This is a genomic window from Verrucomicrobium spinosum DSM 4136 = JCM 18804 (assembly GCF_000172155.1).
GTDB classification, from domain to species: domain Bacteria; phylum Verrucomicrobiota; class Verrucomicrobiia; order Verrucomicrobiales; family Verrucomicrobiaceae; genus Verrucomicrobium; species Verrucomicrobium spinosum.
This window is the reverse complement of sequence record NZ_ABIZ01000001.1, coordinates 246,737-267,116: the sequence shown is the minus strand read 5'-3', so window position 1 is coordinate 267,116 and position 20,380 is coordinate 246,737. Positions and strand designations below refer to the sequence as shown.

General features: G+C 61.7%; 12 protein-coding genes. 3 read left to right on the top strand and 9 right to left on the bottom strand.

Going from position 1 to position 20,380, the window contains the following annotated elements:
• Nucleotides 1-241 precede the first annotated feature (241 nt).
• From VSP_RS00940 to VSP_RS00930, 3 genes are all read left to right on the top strand, one after another.
• Complete coding sequence (locus tag VSP_RS00940; RefSeq protein WP_009958112.1) at nucleotides 242-1,915, top strand: sensor histidine kinase; 1,674 nt, start codon at nucleotides 242-244, stop codon at nucleotides 1,913-1,915.
• A 4-nt stretch (nucleotides 1,916-1,919) separates the two neighbouring features.
• Nucleotides 1,920-2,558, top strand: coding sequence for a response regulator transcription factor (locus VSP_RS00935; RefSeq protein ID WP_009958111.1), 639 nt, complete (start codon nucleotides 1,920-1,922; stop codon nucleotides 2,556-2,558).
• A 142-nt stretch (nucleotides 2,559-2,700) separates the two neighbouring features.
• Nucleotides 2,701-6,204 (top strand): DUF7133 domain-containing protein, encoded by a 3,504-nt coding sequence (locus VSP_RS00930; RefSeq protein WP_009958110.1) that lies wholly within the window; start codon nucleotides 2,701-2,703, stop codon nucleotides 6,202-6,204.
• Between the two features lie 186 nt (nucleotides 6,205-6,390).
• On the opposite strand, the gene VSP_RS00925 is transcribed toward VSP_RS00930, so the two are convergent.
• From VSP_RS00925 to VSP_RS00885, 9 genes are all read right to left on the bottom strand, one after another.
• Nucleotides 6,391-10,485 (bottom strand): beta strand repeat-containing protein, encoded by a 4,095-nt coding sequence (locus VSP_RS00925; RefSeq protein ID WP_009958109.1) that lies wholly within the window; start codon nucleotides 10,483-10,485, stop codon nucleotides 6,391-6,393.
• A gap of 162 nt (nucleotides 10,486-10,647) precedes the next feature.
• Entirely contained in the window at nucleotides 10,648-12,024 is a 1,377-nt protein-coding gene (locus VSP_RS33275; RefSeq protein ID WP_009958108.1) for a right-handed parallel beta-helix repeat-containing protein, read from the bottom strand.
• Nucleotides 12,025-12,173: 149 nt separating this feature from the next.
• On the bottom strand, nucleotides 12,174-14,237 hold the full coding sequence (locus tag VSP_RS33270; protein ID WP_009958107.1) for an arylsulfatase: 2,064 nt from the start codon (nucleotides 14,235-14,237) through the stop codon (nucleotides 12,174-12,176).
• A gap of 201 nt (nucleotides 14,238-14,438) precedes the next feature.
• Entirely contained in the window at nucleotides 14,439-15,203 is a 765-nt protein-coding gene (locus VSP_RS00910) for a hypothetical protein (RefSeq protein ID WP_009958103.1), read from the bottom strand.
• 162 nt (nucleotides 15,204-15,365) lie between these two features.
• On the bottom strand, nucleotides 15,366-15,779 hold the full coding sequence (locus VSP_RS00905) for a PA14 domain-containing protein (protein WP_009958102.1): 414 nt from the start codon (nucleotides 15,777-15,779) through the stop codon (nucleotides 15,366-15,368).
• 86 nt (nucleotides 15,780-15,865) lie between these two features.
• Complete coding sequence (locus VSP_RS00900; RefSeq protein WP_029190075.1) at nucleotides 15,866-16,489, bottom strand: hypothetical protein; 624 nt, start codon at nucleotides 16,487-16,489, stop codon at nucleotides 15,866-15,868.
• 2 nt (nucleotides 16,490-16,491) lie between these two features.
• Complete coding sequence (rnhA, locus tag VSP_RS00895) at nucleotides 16,492-16,998, bottom strand: ribonuclease HI (RefSeq protein WP_009958100.1); 507 nt, start codon at nucleotides 16,996-16,998, stop codon at nucleotides 16,492-16,494.
• Nucleotides 16,999-17,640: 642 nt separating this feature from the next.
• Nucleotides 17,641-19,449, bottom strand: coding sequence for a hypothetical protein (locus tag VSP_RS00890; protein WP_009958099.1), 1,809 nt, complete (start codon nucleotides 19,447-19,449; stop codon nucleotides 17,641-17,643).
• Between the two features lie 181 nt (nucleotides 19,450-19,630).
• Nucleotides 19,631-20,380, bottom strand: coding sequence for a hypothetical protein (locus VSP_RS00885; protein WP_009958097.1), 750 nt, complete (start codon nucleotides 20,378-20,380; stop codon nucleotides 19,631-19,633).

Here is a 20,380-nt window from a genome sequence, read left to right as displayed (position 1 = left end):
CGGGCACCTCAAAGTGGTTCCTTGCCCCCCAATCGCGCGGTTGGTTCGTTTGCCTAACGTAGTCAACACCCCACTAAAACCCCTGCCACTTGAGGCAAGCTCACGAAACCTCCCCGTCCTCCCCCTGCACCCAACCTCGCATTTGAGACTGCTTCCAGATACAGTAGCGTCTGTGGTGCCTTCGCGTCTCTCCATTCTCCCCCAACCCGCCTCACTCCAGCGGCGTGGGGGTCCGTGGCGGATGGCACCCATCCTCTGGGGTTACCTGGTCTCGCCGCTGGCCCTGCCCGCAGTCCATGCTGAATACCTCCCCAACCCCGCCCCGGTGGTGTTGCTGGTGGATGGCAAACCGTTCTCTGCGGGTCCAACTGGCTTTCGAGTTCCGGCGTTCGCCAAAACGGTCAGCTTCCGCCTTGGCAAATCCGCCCAGGAGGATCCAGAGAACTGCCGCCGCATTCGCTTCAAACTGGATGGAGTGGATGAATCCTGGCGTCAGATCGAGAGCGAGATGTGCCTCATCGTACGGTTCGCCGATGCAGCGGGAGACCAGGTGGGGCAGCGCCTCTTCCCGGTGGACGGCATCAGTGCAGGATGGCGGGGTGAGACCGGGACCTCCACCTTCACCTTGCGACGGGAATCCTTACGGGTGCCACCGGATGCCGCCACCGTGACAGTGGCTATTTCCTCGTCCGGCCCTCCCACGGCCATGGGACTTTATGCCGTTCGAGACTTGAAGCTCTCGAGCCCGGCCAAGCCGACAGCAAGGCTCGTCTATGAAACGGCCTCCGGTCTTGATGAGCAGCACTCCCTCGCCACTGGCTGGACGCGGAGCGGCACCCGCCCTTCCATGGCCAGGCTGGTGACCACCCCTGCGGGAGAAGCGTTGTGCATCCTGGATGATGATGCTGGAGCTCATGCAGAGTGGAATCTTCTACGCACGGGGGCACCACGCGTCACTCCCGGCGAGACCCTCACCGTCGAGTGGTCCGAGATGTACAACATCGGCATGGGCAACCGCTTTGATGTGAACTACGGTCGGCTGAATGCCAGTACCTATACCTTCTGGAGTGATGAACTGGATGCCACGGGCAACTCCCTCCAAGGGCCCCGCCAGCTTCAGTTTGTGGTGCTGAAACCGTTGTGGCGCAGCGTCTGGTTTTGGATCAGCAGTTCCATCACCGGCGGGCTGGTGCTCTGGTGGGCATGCCGGGCCGTCATCCGGCGGCGCATCCGCCAACACCTCGCCCGGGCCGAGCAAGAGCGGTTGGTCGAGCTGGAACGCCTGCGGATTGCGCGGGATCTGCATGACGACCTCGGGGCGAGGCTCACTCACATCTCGCTCATGAGCGGGCTCGCCGAGAACGAGCCCCAAAGCGAGTCCTCGCGGGAGAGCTTCCAACGCATCTCCGCCATGGCTCGCGAGCTGGTGGGCGCACTCTACCAAACCGTATGGACCGTGAATCCCGAGCACGATCACCTGGAGGCGCTGGTGAACTACATCTGCCAGCTCACGCAGAACTTCTGCGACACCGCACGGATCCGCTGCCGCATTCATTCCTGCGAGGTGCCGGGCCAACGCCGCGTCACCAGTGAGGTGCGTCACAACATCACCCTGGCCGTGAAGGAAGCCCTGCACAATGCCATCAAGCACGCTGCGGCCACCGAGATCACCGTGCGCATGGAGTTCACCGATCCGACCCTCACGATCACCATCACCGACAATGGGAGCGGATTCGATTCCGCAAACACGACACCAGGGCACGGTCTCAACAACATGGAGCGCCGCATGAATCCCCTGGGAGGCACCGTTACCTTCCACAGCACGCCCGCCAAGGGCACCACCGTCCGTTTCGAAGTGCCCATTCCTGCCAGGCCCTCCAGACGGTCATCACCATCCTCTTCTCCTGCGACCTAAGCTGATGAAAGACAAGAAAACGGTCGTGATCGTGGAGGATGATCCAGGGCTGCGCGAGCAGCTCCTCCTGGTGCTGAAAAGCGCCCGCGATATCGAGTGCCTCTACGCCGTGAAGTCTGGGGAAGAAGCCGTCCGCCAGATCCCCACCAACCCACCCGATGTGGTCTTGATGGACATTCAACTGCCAGGGATGTCGGGCATTGAATGCGTGGCGGTGCTCAAGAAGCGCCTGCCGGACATGGAGTTCATCATGCTCACCGTCTATGAAGATGCCGAACGCATCTTCCGCGCCCTCAAAGCAGGGGCGAGCGGATACCTCGTAAAATCGAGCGCCCCGGAGAAACTGTTCGAGGCCATCCGTGATGTCCACTCGGGTGGAGCCCAGTTCTCCGCCCACATCGCCCGCCGGGTGGTGCAGTACTTTCGCGGGCCCACGAAACCGGTGGACGAGAGCGAAAAACTCTCGCCGCGCGAGGGGGAGGTCATTGAGCTGCTGGCCTCCGGATACATCTACAAGGAGATCGCGGACAAGCTGGGCATCGGCACCGAAACGGTGCGCACCTATGTCAAAAACATCTGCGTGAAACTGCGGGTAAAGAACCGCACCGAAGCGGTGGCGAAGCATATTTCCGGCGAATCCTGACCCTCCGCGGGCAGGGGATGACCTCCCCGCTTTAGGGGATACGGCGGGAAGTGACGAGCCGAGGGAGTGCGTGCAACTTGAATGAGGACCCCCGGCTTTTCGGGACCATCGCGCTTCAGTTCAACCACCGCTCCTCATCTCCGTGATCAAGTTACCGTCATTCACCCAAGGCCTCCGGCTGGCTGTGCTGCTGCTGACGTCCACTCCGCTCGCGCACCCTCTTGCCGCACAACCTTCCGCGCCCGCTCCGGCTACGACCGTCGCGAAATCGAAGGATGCCATCTCCGTGCTCGTCATTGGAGGACAGAACAATCACGACTGGAAGATCGGCAATGAATTCCTGCTGACCCTCCTGAATGGACTGCCAGGATTCATCGCCGGAGAATCCAACACGCCTGCCAAAGGCGCGCCTGCGACGGAGTGGGACAAGTGGGATCCCCAGTTCCACAAGTACCAGTGCATCGTGCTCGACTACAACGGGGACATGTGGCCGCAGCGGGTGCAGACGGCTTTTGAGAAATATGTCGCTGAAGGCGGCTCCGTGGCCCTGGTTCATGCCGCCAACAACAGCTTCACCGGCTGGAAGGAATACGAAAAAATGGTGGGCCTCCTCTGGCGTCACACCGTCTATGGTGCAGGGCTCTATCTGGAAGATGACGGCACTGTGGTGCGCGAGCCCGCGGGCAAAGGCCGCTCCTCCGGCCACGGCAAGCAGTGGGACTGGCAGGTCACCGTGCGCGATGCGCAACACCCCGTCACCGCAGGCATGCCCCGTGTTTGGAAGCATGTGAAGGACGAGCTCTACCACGGCCAGCGCGGACCGGCCGAGAACGTGAACATCCTCCTCAGCGCATTCGATGACGCAAAGTACGGTGGCACAGGCAAGCATGAGCCCGTGCTCTGGTGGGTGCCCTACGGCAAGGGCAAAGTCATGACCAATGTGATGGGCCACGTGGGAGACAGCTCCGGCCCGCTGGCCTGTGTTGGTTTTCAAACGACATTCCTGCGCTCCATCGAATGGCTGGTGACCGGCAAATGCCCGACGGCCATTCCTCAGGACTTCCCCACGGAGGAGCGCACCAGCCGCAACTTCCCCGGTGGCGTGCCCAAGGTGCCTATGATGGATCTCACCACCCAGCAGGCCATGGACCGGATCAAAGTGCCGGAAGGTTATCGCCTTGAACTCGTCACCGCAGAGCCCACCATCGTGCATCCCGTGCTCTGCACCTGGGATGGAGACGGGCACATGTATGTGGCGGAGATGCGCAGCTACATGCATGATCTCAAGGCCACCGGCCAGGACGAACCGGTCTCGCGGGTGTCCCGCCTCACGGATACCAACGGGGACGGCATCCTCGACCAATCCACGGTCTTCGCAGACAAGCTGGTGCTGCCGCGCATGGTCCTACCCCTGGACGGGCGCGTCATCATTGCCGAAACCTACACCGGCAAGTTCGCCACTTATCAGGACACCAACGGCGACGGCATCGCAGATGAGAAGAAGGAGTTCTACAACGGGGAACCGACCAAGAACAACCTGGAGCACCAGGACACCGCGCTGCAGTGGGGCATCGACAATCACCTGTACAGCGGCAATCTCTCCCGCCGCTTCCGACTCACCCGCGAAGGCAATGCCATGGAGCCCGTGCAGATCTTCGGCCGCACCTCCCAGTGGGGTCTGGCCATGGACGATGAAGGGCGCTTCTTCTGCTCTGCTGCCGGCGGGGAGAACCCGGCCTTTGGCTTCCAGCAGTTTCCCACCTACGGCAGCCTGACGTTGCCAGACGAAACCGAGCCTGGATTTGCCGAGACTTTCCCCGGCGTGCAGACGTTGGACACCCAAAGCGGCCTCAACCGCATCCACAACACCAAGGGCACGCTCAATCACTTCAGCGCCTGCTGCGGGCAGTCCATCTTTCGCGGTGATCAACTGCCGCAGGAAATGCGGGGCGACTACATCCTGCCGGAGCCGGTGGGTCGCCTCATCCGCCGGGCCAAGGTGAACAACGTGGATGGCAAGCGTGTGCTCACCAATGCCACCCCGGGCGACGAGTTCATCACCTCCACCGACCTGGCCTTCCGCCCGGTGTGGACCGCCACCGGGCCCGATGGCTGCCTGTACATCGTGGACATGCACCACGGCGTCATTCAGGAGAGCGCCTGGGTGCCCCAGGGCGGCTACCTGCACAGCGCGATCGTGAACGAAGGCTATGACAAGTATGTGGGCCATGGCCGCATCTACCGCCTGGTGCACAAGGACCACCAACCGGGCGCACAGCCTCGCATGCTGCAGGAAAAACCGGCTGAACTGGTCCGCCATCTCTCCCACCCCAACGGCTGGTGGCGCGACACCGCGCAGAAGCTCCTGGTGCTCAAAGGAGACCGGAGCGTGGTCCCGGCCCTCACCGAACTCGTCCACAAGGGCCAGGAGCCTCTGGGCCGCATGCACGCCCTCTGGACGCTGGACGGCCTGGGTGCCACGGACCGGCAGCTTCTCATGGACGCCTTCAAAGACAAAGATGAACGCGTGCGCGCCACGGCCATCCGCATCAGCGAAGGCTATCTGCAGAAGGCCGACAAGGAAGTGCTGACCCAGGTGGAGGCGATGGTCAAAGACCCCTCCCCTGACGTGGTGGTTCAAGCTGTCAACTCCTTGCGCTACGTTCCTGCCAAAGGCGGACACACCGCGATGCAGGCGGCCGCCACTTCGCATCCCTGGAACGAGATCATCACCGCCTCCGCCAGACAGGGCCTGCAGTTCGATCCGGCCAGACCCAGCGGCATCTCCGTCAAGATCGATCCGGTAGGCATGGCGCTCATGCGCAAGGGCAGCGAGCACTATGCCCAGATCTGCTTTGCCTGTCATGGCCCGGACGGCAAGGGCGTGGTGACCTCCGATGGTCTCCATCTCGCCCCGCCGCTCTCCGGTTCACCGCGCGTGGCAGGCAGTCCGGATGCCCTCGTGCGCATCCTGCTGCATGGCCTCATGGGCGAAGTGGATGGCAAGACCTACCCTGGTGCCATGGTGCCGATGAAGGCCAACGATGACCAATGGGTGGCGGAGGTTCTTACCTATATCCGCAACAACTTCGGCAACAACGCGCCCACCATCACCCCTGCGGAGGTGGCTGCCATTCGCGCCGAGTCCGACCGACTGGAACCCTACACCCTGGCTGAGCTGGGGCCCTATCTGACCGTGCCGCGCGACAACATGAAGGCCTGGGCCTTCAGCGCCTCCCTCAAGGAGAAGGACACCAAACACGCGTGGGACGGCGATGCCAAATCCCGTTGGTCCACCGGCACCCCGCAGCAGCCCGGCCAGTGGTTCCAGTTCGACATGCAGCGGGACCATCTGCTCACGAGGATCACCCTCGACTCCCTGGCCTCCAAGGACGACTACCCCCGTGGATATGAGGTCCGGGTGAGCACCGACGGTGAAAAGTGGTCCGAGCCCGTGGTCTCCGGCAAAGGCGCGGCCATGACCACCGTCCAATTCCCGCCCAACACCGTCACCCGCTTTGTGCGCATCACCCAGACGGGTTCCGACAAAGGCTGCTTCTGGTCCTTCAACGAAATGGCGGTGTATGGCACGGATCAGTTCGCGAAGGATAAAGGTAAATCAGCCGCTGCCTCTGCGGCACCCTGACGTGTGAAGTTTGCAGGTGCGTGCGCCCCCCAAGCTTCGACTGATGCCAACGCATTAATGCCTTGGGGAGCGCAGTCGGCTCGCCGGGAACTCAGCGTCGGAGCTATAGAGTGCGCTCTGCGTGAGGGTGACTGAGTGAGCTGCAGGCGGGCCGCCTGCGCTCCCCGAGTTTCCCGGCGATGTCGCTCACGAGACGCTCGACTGAGCGGGGCTGGGAACCCCCGCCTCCTTTACTATGCCAGGCTCGAGAGTCGTTCGGGCTGACACCTTTTTCCGGCGACGACGCCCCATCACACTGAACCCCATGCCCAACAAGATGAGCATCACCCGCGCAGGCTCCGGAGCCACATAAATGATGCCATCTGTGAGGAACTGGTTTGTTTCCCAGTACCAACCATTGACCGTCATGGTGTCACTCACCTGGAGATTCAAGTCGGTGGCAACATTGAAGGTTCCGGCATTGAGCGCACCCGTCACGGTCGCCCAGTCGATGAGGTTGAAGACATCTCCCCACATGGGGGTGTAGGCATCGGCCAGCACCACCTTGATCACACTGCCGCTCGTCAGCGTCAAAGAACCCTGCACCTCCACATGGTCGTGGTTGCCGGTCCCGCCATTGAGCCATCCTGTGGTCTGGATGCCATCCATGGGATCGGCCTCATTCCCGGTGGCACCACCGAGGGTGAAGAGCACGCGCGGATCCAGCGCGGAGCCGCCCCCTGCCAGCACCAGGCTGCCGGAGGTCGCATTGCTGAAGGTGAGCTTGCCCAGGTCCTGACCGCCATTGTCCCCGGCACTGATCAAGCCCTGAACGGTGGTGGCCCCCTGCACCACGCCGGTGCCGGAGAGTGTGGCCCCCGCATTCACCGTGACCTGCCCCGTGCCCGTCTGTCCCGCTCCTGACAGCCCCACCTGCAGATTCCCTGCCGTGATGGTGGTGGTGCCGACATACGTATTCGCCCCGGTGAGGGTGAAGCGGCCTGCGCCCTGCTTCACCAGACCACCCGCACCGACCATCTGGCCGGAGTACGTGGTGTCTGCGGCACTGCCCGTGGTGAGGCGCGTGCCGGGCGTTGCCACCGTGTCGGCGGCGGCGATGGTGCCCAGGTTGACCCTGCCACCTCCTGAGAGGGACTTGATGACCTGCGAAAAATCCGCAATGCCGTTGGTTAGAGCGAGAATCACGGTGGCATCATTCATCAGCACCACATCGGAGTTCGCGGAAAGCGTGTTGACCGCCCCGGCCTGGAGGATGCCCTTGTTGATCTGGGTCACGCCAGAGTAGGTATTGGCCCCGCTCAAGGTCTGTGTGCCCTCTCCCACCTTGGTCAGGCCCAGAATGCCCAGACCGTCCTTCAAGGCCCCGCCGAAGTAGGTGCTGTAGGCGGCATTCGTGGCGACCAGCGTGCTTGTGTTGTTGTCCCCCAGGGTGAGGGTGGAGGTGGTGCCCGTGGCGTTGTTGGTCACAAAGGTGTTGGCGTGCGTGCCATAGGAAATCAGGCTGTTGATGGTTTCACTGAACCCGTTGAGATCCAGCGTCACCGCCGAGGAGCCACCGGACAGCACTACATTGCCTTTACCAAAGCCGTTGGGGATGACTTCAGATGCACCCAGCCGCACGGTCACCAGCGCGGCGTTAAAGGCGGTGGTGCCGTTGAGATTGGTGTTGAGCGATAGGTTCCCGGTAAAATCATTCGTCGTGTTGCTGAGCACGATGATGTTGGTGCCACTGGCGCCGCCAGAGAGATCCAGGGCATAGTCCCCGGTGATCTTGCCCGACAGGGTGCTGGCGGAGCTCGCATTCACAGCCCCGATGCGTGTGTCACCCGTGAGCGTGATGATGCCGCTGAGCACCTGCCCGCCAGCGAGGCGTAGCGCACCAGGAATGCCCGACTCCCCATAACCTGAACCCGAGAGGGAAAACGCCTGGGCGTACGTGCCCGAGGCATTCATCCAGAGCTGCCCCCCAGTCGTGACGGTGACCCGGCCGGAGCCCAGACCGCCCACATTGTCCACCCGGGTGCGGCCCTGCGTGAAGACACTGCCACCCGTGTGGTTGTTCACCCCGGAGATGACCACCTGCCCGCCCGCGCCGGTGCGGATGAACGTGACCGCACCGGTGCCGTTGTCCCGGATGGATGACCGCAGGGTGACCTCGCCCGCACCCGTCTGATGCAGAATGATCTCCCCTGCCGTGTTATCCGCACCGCCAGCCGTGAGCACACCCACATTCGCGGCAGTCCCGATCGCCAGGGTCCCGCCCCCCTGATTCCAGATGCTGCCAGATTCCCCCAGGCGGAGGGTTTCCCCTGCCGCGATGTCGATCGTGCGGTTCACCACGCTATTGTCCGCGGCCAGATTTCTGACCATGACTGTGTTCACATCCGTGGTGCCGGTGCCGGTGGAGACGGTGGTGGACGCGTCATTGATCAACACATTGGTGATGGCTGTGCCCGCCACATCGCCGCCTGCATAGGCGGTGTACACCCCTGCGCCGGCAGCAACGACGTTTCCGATGTCACTCCCCGCGGTGTTCTTCACCGCCCACTCGTTGCCAACGATGGCCCAGCCACCGAGGATGCCACTGGCACCGTTGGCCGTGGTGGTGGTGATACCGTTGGTCAGGCTCTGGGTGCCTGTGGGCAGGGTGAACTCCAGAATGCCCACCACCTCCCGGGTGATGGTGCCCAGATTCACCACCGTGGGGCCGGCCACCGTCCCCTGGGTCACGGTCACATAGCTGCGACCGGTCAGAAGCCGGGTGTTGTTGAAGGTCTGGCTGGCCGTGCCGCCGGCGTTGTTTCCCGCCACCCAAAGCCTCCCGGTCCCGAGCACCAGGCGGCTGGAACTGCTTACGATGTTCGAGGTCGCTGCCGTCGCGGTGGTCAGATAGGTGGTGCTTCCGCTGACGGCGGACACGTCTGCCAGAGCATTGAAGTCCAGCTTCAACGTGCTGACGCTGGTGGAGCTGACGCCGCCGTTGGTGTGCGGGCCGGAGAGGATGGTCGTGTCACCGGTGTAGGTGTGCGAAGCCGCACCGGGCGAGGTCAACGTGGTCGGGACTCCGCCCGTCGTGGCGGTGACGGTGAGAAACTCCCCGGTCAGGGTCAGGGTACCGCTGCCGATCTTGGTGAGGCCGCCACTCCCGCTGAGAGCGCCCCGGTACACCGTGGAGACATCGTTGTTTCCCACCTGCAAGGTGATGGCGGAACCAGTCGTGTCCTGCAGCAGCAGCTTGCTGATGCCCTCCAGACCGCCTGTCACAAAGGTGCCGATGCCGGTGGCGAAGCTGATGTTGATCTTCGACGTGTCGTAGTTGTTGAGCCTGAGTGTGGCATTCTGCGCCGCCCGATTGTGCCCCAACCGGATGCTACCGGAGTTCGTGATGGTGGTCTGGGAGGTGATTCCCCCGGAGAAGGTGTTGGCGTTGGTCAGGGTCAGGCTGCCCGTCGAGTTGTTCACCTGTAGCGTGCCATTGCCGGTGATGAGGCCGGAGAAGGTGGTCACGTTGGCCCCCATGGAGAGATTGACGGAGCCGTTTTGCACGGAGATGAGACCGCTCCCCTCGAAGGTGCCAATCTGGTCGTTGACCTTCGTGATCAACGTGCCGCCGGTGTTGATGGTGAACTTGGCACCATCGCTGATGTTGTTGACCCCGCTGCTCCACAGGAACGTGCCGCCGGAGTTCACTACAATGCCATTGGCGGCATTCAGCTGGTTCGCGCTGGTACCCGTGCCGGCCAGCTCCAGCGTACCCGCGTTCACTGTGATGGCACCACCCGCCAGGTTAAAGTAGCTGGCACTGCCCGAGGTGCCGTAGTTGAGCGTGAGCTTGCCCAGCCCGGTCTTGGTCAATCCTGACGAGGTGAGCCTGCTGGAGATCACCGAATCCATGTTCTGCACGTTCACACCGGGCACCGCTCCCGTGAGGGTCAGCACCTGGGTGGAGGCGAAGTCCACCGTCGTGGCCGGTGCCAGGGTGACATGCCCCTCCTGAAAATTGAGCCCGGCAGCACTCTGGTTGCTGGACAGGGTGATGGTGTAAGTGCCGACGCCATCCGTGCCTGCGGAGAACACCACCTGACTCCCAGAGACATACGCGCCTGTCGCCGTCAGGCCATTGGCGTTGCTCGACCAGAAGGCATCCGTCCCCCACACACCCCCGAGGTTCCCTGAGCCAGCGGCGTCTCCGTTGGCATCCCAATACGTCTGGCCTCGCACCGTGGGGAGCGAAGAGAGAGCCAGTAGAGCAAGTATAAGCGCGGATCGGAAGCAGAACATGAGGCTGGGGGAGCGGAAAAGGGCCGGGATGATACTGCCGGACCACCTGACAAACAAGGCGACTCGAGACTACGCGCTCAATCGCTTCCTTTTTTGGCCGAATATCAGGTGACAATGCCCGACACCCAGCGCCCCCGGCCTCTGCGCCGCTTCTCGGCAAGCTCACCGCTCTCCCGGAGCCGCCTGGATCTCTCTCAGGCTCGTGATCTTGATGTCCTTGCCCTTGTTCTCCAACACCGGTCCCCGCGTGGCCACCTCGCACTTGGCCGCCCGCGATCCGATGACCACCGGCAGGGCAGTCTCATTGCACAGCACGATTTCGCGCGCATCCCGCTCACTGACTGGAGACAAGCCGGTGCCCATGCCGGGAGGCGCAAAGCCAAGCAGGATGGGCGGGAGGAGCGCCGGATCGCCCAGGGAGGTGATCGTGATCTTGTTTCTGCGGCCGTAGATGGCGGCCGTCTGGTGCACCTTGATGTTGCTGTCGTCCGAGGGCACCAGGCTCACTTCCACTGTGGCGTCATCGCCTTCCACGAAGAGCAGCGGCCCGTATTGCACATCGCCTTTGCATTGCAGGAGGGTCGCTCCGGTGGACACCCAAAACCCACGCTCGCAACCCAGCGCTGTGCAACCCTCCACCCGGGGCGCGGTCTGGGTGCGCAGCTCGAACCCGCCACGCATGTTCTTTGCAGTGCAGTTCTTCACCGTCAGATTCCTGTGCTGGCCATAGGTGCGAAAGGCGTCCTCCCCCAGTGCTTTCATATAACCCGGAAGGATCTGGTAGTTTCCAGCATGCGTTTTGATCACGGTCTGAAAGTTGCGCTTCACCGCGAGGCCGTCCGTCTCTTTCAGCATCTCGTCAGTTGATCGCATCACCCCCTCCACATGACAGTCCTCAAAGCGGACGTCATGGCAATCCTCCTGCAGGTAGAAGCCGTGGCCGAAGGAGCGCGAGTAGATCCTGCAGCCGATGATGGTGGTCTGGCTGCCGGTGATATGCACCCCGCTGTGCTTGAGCCCCCCTTTGCCGAACAGATCGCCATAGCCGTACGGCGCTGACCCCTGCACGTGAATGGTGCAATCGCGCAGGGTGGTGCCCTGACCTGCCACGCCCAGCACTGCCCCGCCATTCGCCTTGCCATCACCCACGCTGGTGATCGTCAGCCCCTTCAGAGTCACATTGCTGCCGTTGATGAGGAACTCATCGGTGTGAATGGGTGAACGGAGGGCCGCCCTCAACGACGTGTCCAGCTCAATGGTCACGCCGGTGAGGTCGAAGGTGTTGTTGCTCCCGCTGAAGGTGATGAACTGCCATGCCTTCCGCTGGGCCCGCTCCCGCATGGTCGCCAGAGGGAGGTAGTCCGCCAGGCGATACACCCCGGGTGTCATCTTCACCCCCAGGCCGCTTTCGGCCGCCTTTTGGGAGAGCTCAGCCAGGCTTGAGACAATGACCGGATCTGGGCTGTCAGGAGCAGCGGAGATTGAGGGAGCACACCACAGGATCAGCAGGGAGGACGGCAGGAGGTATTTCGTAAACACGGCAGGAAAATGGGACGCTTTCTCCTACGAACCTCCGCCAGATGTTCTACCCCCAACAAATGTCGGGGGAGCCAAGCCCCTGGACCGCCGGCACCCGTTGCAGAGCACCGGCGGGAAGACTGCCCGGACCCCCGCCAATCCGTGGCCGGTCAGTTCCTGGAAATCACAATCTCTACGGAGTCGATCTTGCCCTTGAAGGGAGCCGCCTTCGCATAGGGCCCCACAGGGGCACCGAGGTCATTGCCAACATCGAGACCGTCCTTGGGATTGGCCGCGATGACGCCCTCTGCTTTCGCAGTGGCCACACTCCCGCCGACCGAGAGCGAAATCGCTCCATCCGCTCCCAAGGTGGCGACGGCGGTCTGCGGTCCTTTGACGGCTTCCGGCACGCCCACCTGGGTGATTTTGCCATCACGGCGCACCGCGAACGTCAACTTGCCCTGCTGGAAGGAGAGAGAGTATCCGTGGGCCGTGCCGCCATGAGCGACGAGGACGCCCTCACTGTCGCCATCTGTCGCCTCAAACTTCGCGGTGAGGGTGAACCCTCTGCCCGCCACGCCCGGGGCCTTCTCACCATCGAGGTGGTCACCGCTCTTCAGGGTGAAACGGTTGGGCCCCTTCTTTCGCGGGCCAGCCCGCCACCCTCCCAACGGAAGCACATTCGAGCTTGCCGCCCAGGTTTGCCACTTGTCCGCAAGGGCCTTCACCACGTCGGGCCGTGCGGCCGCGAGGTCGTTTTGCTCACTGCGATCTGCCGCCAGATCATAGAGACGCCAGGGCTGATTCTCCAGAGCGACGAGCTTGAGATCACCGTCACGCACCGCACGATTACCCTCATGCTCCCAAAAGATCGGCTGGCTGCGGGCCAGGGATTCGCCTTTCAGCGCCGGAAGCAGACTGATGCCCGCTTTGGGGGTGATGGCTTTGCCGTTGAATTCCTTCGGGTACTCCGCGCCGGAGGCATCCACCGCCGTCGCGAGAATGTCGATCAAGTGGCCGGGTTGCTTTTCCAGGACGCCACGGCGTGCCGCAGGGATGCCACCCGGCCAATGGGCGATCAGCGGTGTGGAGATGCCGCCCTCGTCCGTGTAGTGCTTGTAGCGCACAAACGGGGTGTTGTTGAGCGTGGCCCAGCACTGGCCGATGAAGACGTCAGAGTCCGCACTGCCCAGATTCTTTCCGTTGGAGCGCCCCGGCACACCAGCCTCCGCATTGCCGCCGTTGTCGCTCAGGAAGAGGATGAGCGTGTTGTCGAGCTGGCCGCGCTGTTTCAGCCCATCCACCAGTTGCCCCACCGCGCGGTCCATGCGCTCGATGACGGCGGCATAAATGGCCATGAGGTGGTCATAGCGGTCCTGCTGCTCCGGCGTGAGGCTTTCCCACGCAGGCACCTCTGCGGGGCAGGGAGAGAGCGGCCACTTCTCATCGATGAGCCCAGCGGCGATCTGGCGACGATAGCGCTCCTCACGCAGCTTGTCCCAGCCTGCCTTGAACTTGCCACGCCAGCGGGCGATGTCCTCCTCCGGAGCCTGCAACGGGAAGTGCGGGGCATTGAAGGCGGTGTAGAGGAAAAACGGCTTCTTCGCGGCGAGCGCCTCATCCACGAACTTCAGACCAAAGTCTGCCCACAGATCGCTGGAGTACCATTCTTTGGACACTGGCCCGCCCTCTTTGTCTTTGGCAACCTCCTCGCCATTGTAGAAAAGGCGCGCGTTCTTGGCCTCGGGGAAGTAGAAGCCACCGGCGGCGGCCGTCAGAGTGCGCTGGAATCCGCGCTTGTCTGGCACCACTCCCAAGTTCTGGCCCACATGCCATTTGCCCGTCATGGCGGTGAAGTAGCCCGCCTGGCCCAACACCTCGGCAATGGTGACGGAGGTGTCATTGAGCCGGCCTGAATATCCTGGGAGAGCGTTGCCCTTCTCATCGCGCCGTTCATCGGTCATGTGGCCCACACCTGCCTGGTGCGGATACAGCCCGGTGAGGAGGGAGGCGCGCGTGGGGCAGCAGCGTGCCGCATTGTAGAACTGGGTGAAACGCACCCCTCCCTTGGCCAGAGCGTCCAGGTTTGGTGTCTTCAGCTCGCCGCCATAGCAGCCAATGTCCGACCAGCCCATGTCATCGACCAGCATGACCACGACGTTGGGTCTTTCAGAGGGGGCGGCGGCAGCAACGGAGCAGACCGTCGCCAAAAGAGTCAGTAGAGAGGTTTTCATGTGAACGGAGGCATAAGCACAAGCCTTCCGGTACAACAGTGGGTGGTGGTGGGGTGTTGACCGGCGGAAGGATGGGACGAACGACAGTCTCCCGGGGTAGCAGGGGTGGTGGTCAGAGGCGGCCGGGGAATCAGGCGCACCTGAACGGCGCGCCCCTCATGAACGTCTCACGGGCGTCAATCCTTCATCCTTTGCATCAGTTCACCGTCCACCGCGGCTCGTCCGGTTCACCATGTCCTCGTAGATGCGACGACGCTCCTCCATGCTCATACCGCGATTGCGGATGCCGATCATCTCGCGGTTGATCGCCTCGCGCTGCTCCACGCTCATGCGGGAGAGCTTCTCCACCATCTCGGGCGGTGGCTGACGCGGATACCCGTCCGAGGAGAAACCTTCGCGATAGTTTACGGCGGCTTGCTTGGCCTCCGCCTGCTCAGACGGACTCAGCGGAGCCGGGGATCCACCCGGGCCGCCACCAAACCCTCCTCCACCGCCGATAGGCCGTTTGGGCTTGGGTGGCGGCTTCCCATAGCGGATCACCGCGACCTCGCCCCCCTTGATCTGGATCTTGGCCGACCAGGTGTGCATCAGGGCGGGATCGCCGCCGATGCCAATAAGTTGCCAGCCTTCCCGATTGGGCTTCTGCGAGACGACTTGGGATTCCATGGTCTTCGTGTCCAGGAGGGTGGCAAACACCTCGCTGTCGAAGCGGGCAACCCCGGTGAGAATCAACGTATCTGACAACCCCAAGGAGCGGGTGAAAGGCGGATTCGCGAGAAGGCCCTCGAAGAGCTCCTGTTTCAGAGGCTGCGGCATTCCCCCATTGTCATCCGGAGATGAGGCCCCGCGTGCTGTCTCGGCCCCGCGTGCTGTCACCGTGACGCACAGCCCCAGGAAGAGGGCGCTGCGCGCCAGTTTCATCCCCTCGATCAAGAGCCATTGCTGCAATAGGACCACGGCTTGCATTACGGCGGAGGCAGGGGCGGAACTTTCACACAATCACGCACCGTCCCCGAAGACCCTGAGCACCCCAAAATTGGTGGCGCTGCGTGCGGCAAGTGTTTGTCGAGGGGCCCTGGGTTTGCCAACGTATCCTTGAGGGTCACGGGGTCTTTGGCTCCGCCGTGGTTACTTTCGTACTACCGTATGCTTGCACTCCATGCCCGGCCTGACCGGCGTCAACCATGAGGGCGAGAAGCCATCACCCGGCTCACCGTTGATGTACACGGCCAGCAGATCATCAAAGTAACCGACGAAGCGCCACTCCCCGTTCTCCGGCGGGGTCACCATGCCGGTGTAGTGCACCAGCCAGCCGCGGGGCTGCACGTCCTTCTCCACGGCGAAGGCCTTGGGCCCCTCCTCTGCCGCCAGCAAGGGCACGGCCAGGAAGGTGAAGTTCATCTGCTGCGGAGCTTGGAAATAACCTTTCATCTCCGAGGCTCCAAACTTCTTGTCCGCGAACGCCTTCACGAGCTGGAAGTATCCGTTGGCGTTGTAGGGCTGCGGTTTCCCTTTGCGATCCTGCTTGAAATCATAGAGCACCCCTGGCACGCCGCCGGTTCTGCCGCGCCTCCGACGGTGATTGTTCCAGCCCAGAGCAAAGCTCGAGTGCGCGGCGTTTTCATCTTCTACCCTTTTGTGTCTGAAGCAGACGCTGATGGCTTCTTGGAGGGGCTTCCGAGAAACATGACCTTGCTCAAGCGCTCCTTGATCCAGGTAGCCTCCGGCATGGATTCGATTTGATTCGCGACAGCTTTCATCAAACTCGCAGGGTCCGAGGAAGTTTGGAAGATCCGCAATGCCCCGCTCGCGCAATGGTCCCCTTCTTGAAGCTTGTGCAGCTCGATGGGCAGCCGGCTCAAGAGCTTCTCATGATCCACCAGTGCCTGCACGTAAGCAGCCCTGATTTGGGGGTCCGTTATCGACTGGGGATCTGCACCTGAAAAGATTGGCTTCCCACCGAGCTTGGTCGCGTCGAAATCCGGCCAGATCCCGATCACCCGATCTGTCGGGACACTCATGTCGCGAGTGCGGTAGATGGACGCCGCCTGTTCCAGCGCTTGTTTGATACTGTGAAGCTTGTTCGCTTCCGGGCCATCTCGCAGCGAGCTCATCTCATCCGACGGAAACCGGACGTGAAGCAGATCCAGGCCAATGATGAGCGCCCACAACAACAGGATGCCGAGATGCCAGAACGTCCGACCCGCGGACCGGATGTCGCGAAGCTTCATCGGGAATCTCGTCGTGCTCATGGTCACCTCCCGGTGTCTTTAAAAGCCACCAGCGCAGCAGCAAGTTGCTGGCGGGTGTGCTGTTTCTTGACCGCCTCCATCGCCTCCCCACAGAGCTGGTCACAGCGTTCGTTGTCATCATGCCCGGCATGCCCCTTGACCCAGTGCCAGCTCACTTGGTGCCGTTGTGCCGCGGCATCGAGTGTGCTCCAGAGATCTTCATTCTTCACGCGCTGCTTGCTGGCCGTTTTCCATCCGTTTTTCTTCCACCCCGCCAGCCATTTGGTGATGCCGTTGCGGACGTATTGGGAGTCCGTGTGCATCTCCACAGCGCAGGTTTTTTTCAGGTGGGAGAGCGCCTCGATGGCCGCGCGCAGCTCCATCCGATTGTTCGTCGTGGCTGGCTCACCCCCGCTGATCTCCTTGCGACGTCCGCACGACTCCAGAACCGCCGCCCATCCACCCACGCCGGGGTTGCCAAGGCAGCCGCCGTCGGTGTGGATGATGACTTGAGGGAGGACCGATTCCATCGTGATCCATAGTCAGGCAGGAGCCGAAAGACAAGGTTCAACCTCCGCAAGTCATGTCCAGGATTTCGGCCGGACAAGCACCCTGCTGAAACAACGGCGCTCAAAAGGGAGCCCCCCCCTTGTCAGTATTCTTGGATACACGACCACCGGACAATCTGCAACGTGTACGAGGTTTTGGCATTCGTCTCATCTTACCGCAGCACCAGTTGGGAATCAGACGACAGCTTTTTCTCGACAATATCTTTGGCCACACACTCAGCACAGGCGAAGAGCAGGGCGGTCAAAATCGCAAGCCACTGGATGCCAGCAACAGTACGCTGCGCTATGCGGACCTCTCAATCAAAAACCAAGCACTCCCCATTTCGCATTCCGCATTTTCCGAACCCGGAGGGTTCACCATGAATAGCCAGTGGTTGACCGAGCATAGCGAGGGCTACCACTGGACACACCCGCCTGCCGATCTACCGCGAAGCGGTAGGCCCATCGCATGGCACCCCCCTGACGCCATTCCCGCCAACCCACCACGCAGACTCTGTCCGCCATGGGTAGTCCTCGCTCTACTCGGCCGACCCATGGCTACGCATGGCGAACCCTCCGGGTTCATGACATGACGCGCAACAAAAGAACCAAGAACCCGCCCCCTTACCTCCTAACGACCTTCCACAGCAACCATCCCACACCCAGCAGCACCACCACTCCCCCAGCCACCCAAGGGAGGCGTGACCGGTTATTGGGTTGATGCTGATCAGAGGGCACCATTCCTGTCTTTCGCTTCTGCACCTCAGCCAGATCCTGAAGCTCCGTGCCGATCGCGGATCCTTTGGGTGCCCACTCCACGCCGTTACGAAGCACTTTGCGATAGACGGGATCTCCACCCCTCGGAGTATCCGTCACCGCGAACCTCACCTTCACCACATCTCCCTTCAGGAGTTCAATGGCCCTCAGGGAGTTGAATCGCGCATCATCAATGCCCGTTCCCGCGAACGAGCCCAACTGGGCCCGCTTGGTCAGCTTCCACTTCGAGTCCTTTTGTTTGGTGTAACACCAGTACTCCGTCATGCCGCCAGCGTTGCCCCTCCAGAGCGCAATGTTTTCCCCGTCAAAGTAGCCAGCGTCCAGCGTCCATCGCATTTCTTCATTCGCACTCTGCTCCGATTGATCGACGACGACCCGATCCCCTCCATCGACCTGCCAATAGAGCGTGGTAACATACCGGTCACCGCCTTTCGGTTCCCGCGTTTGGACGATCATTCCCCCTTTGATAATCAGCAGCAGCTCGCCATGGGGGCTGGACTTCGCTGCGAGAGCGGCCAGCGATTCCTCCGTTTCTGTACCCACGAAAGTCCCCGGGGCTGCCCACTCCACCCCATTGCGAATCACCTTGCGGTAAACGGCATCCCCACTGCGCGGTTGCTCCGTAATCTCAAACCGCACGGATACCTTGTTGCCATTTAGAAATTCAAGCCTGCGAACCGAGGTAAATTGTGCATTGTCAAAACCCTCTCCGGAAGTGGTGCCCAAAAAGGCACGGTCGGTCAGCTGCCACCTTCCCTCTTTCTCAGTGAACCCCCAATACTCCGTCATGCCTGTGGCCTTGGTTCTCCACAGCGCGATCCGGTTTCCCTCAAAGTAGCCCGCTCGCAAGGTCCAGTGCGGATCAAACTTGAGGCTTCGTTCAGAGCGATCGATCACCACCGGCACGCCCCCATCAGGCATCCAGTAAAGCGTGGCCACATAGTGCTCGGCGTCTTTATGCGTCTGGACCTCCTTGATGATTCCGCCATTGATTCTGCGCACGATCTCCTTGCGCGCCCGGGCCTCGGGCGCGGGGACTGGGGCCGATGTCTGCGTCTGCGCACCTTTACCTGTACCCGTGGCTGGTCCGTCAGGTGTTGCGGTGCCCGATTGCGATGCCCCGCTGCCAACCTTCAACGGGCCGCCAGAGGGCCAAAAAAGTTTGCCATCCACATGCAATTCCCCGTCTGGCATGATCATCGCCGTGACAGACTCCGTGAACGTAGGCGGGCGGAAGACAATCTCGTGAGGCGAGATGAGGCGCACGATTCCATCACCTGAATTCAAGGTCATCGCAAGTGCCTGGGAGTGGACCCACTGCTGGCTTTCCAGTCTCCCATTCTCCGCCCCCTGCAAGAGGATGAATGACCCAATGCCCGTGGCCACGAGGGCGGTGACTTTCCCGTCTGACTCCAGCGCATCCAGAAGGCTGAGCCATTCCGAGTGTTTCCCCGCCTCCTTGGCGACCTCTTTGAAGTAGAACTCTACCGGCAGTTGGCCGGATTTTCGCAGCTGCAACCTGTAGGTGGTTTTCGCATCCGTCTCATCATACTGCAGGACCAGTTGGGAAGCAGGAGTCAGCTTCTTCTCGACAATATCTTTGGCCACACACTCAGCACAGGCAAAGAACAAAGCTGCAAAAATCGCAAACTTCATATCTTAACAAGGATCCTTGGTGAGCGTGGTCACACTCGTATGTTGGAGGATTTGCCTGCCCCTATGTGGCACCGCCCGACGCGGTCAGAGGCACATAAGACTAATGCGAAACCAGTCCGCACCTCCTCGCAGCGACACCCGGAAGCCTCATCTGGTCAGACCTCACCCCATCACAGAGACTCTACCTCTTCACCAGCCAAAGCAACACCCCCAGGCCCAGCAAGGCGACTACTGCCCCGATCCCCCATCGCGTGTACGACAGGCCATTCACCTCGGGAGCTGTCGCTTGCGATTGCATCCCCTTCTGACCAGCCGCAGAGGAAGCCTTACCCTGTACCGCAGCACCTGTGGCAACTCCATCAGCTGCTGCCGCGCTTGGTTGCGACTCCCCACCGCCAACCGTCAACGTGCCGCCACTTTGCACCATCGGTTTGCCATCCACCAGCAGCTCTCCTTTGGGAGTGATGGTGGCAGTCACCGGGGTCGGATAGGTTCTGGAGGTGATGACCACCTCAGTGGGAGACTTGAGCTTGATACTGCCTGCCACAGAATTCTCAGCAGCTTCGAGGGCACCGGAAAGGAATGAGACTTCACTTTCCACCTGGCCGTTCTCTCCACCCTGGAGCAGCACAAAGCTCGCAACATAGGTCTGCACCAGCACGGTCACCCTGCCATTCGCATCGATCCCATCGACCATCTTCACCCATTCCTGAAGCTTCCCGGGAACCTTCTCCGTCCCCACTTCCTTTCTCCAGAACTCAGCAGGAGCACGCCCCTCCCGGCGAAGCTGCAGGCTGTAGGTGGTTTTCTGGTCGGCTTCTTCCGACTGCAGGACCATGCTGGCAGAATTACCCAGCGGCAATTCCTTGATATCTTTCGCATAACTGGACGCGGACATCAGCAGGAGCAGGAGCAAAATGGCAGTTCTCAT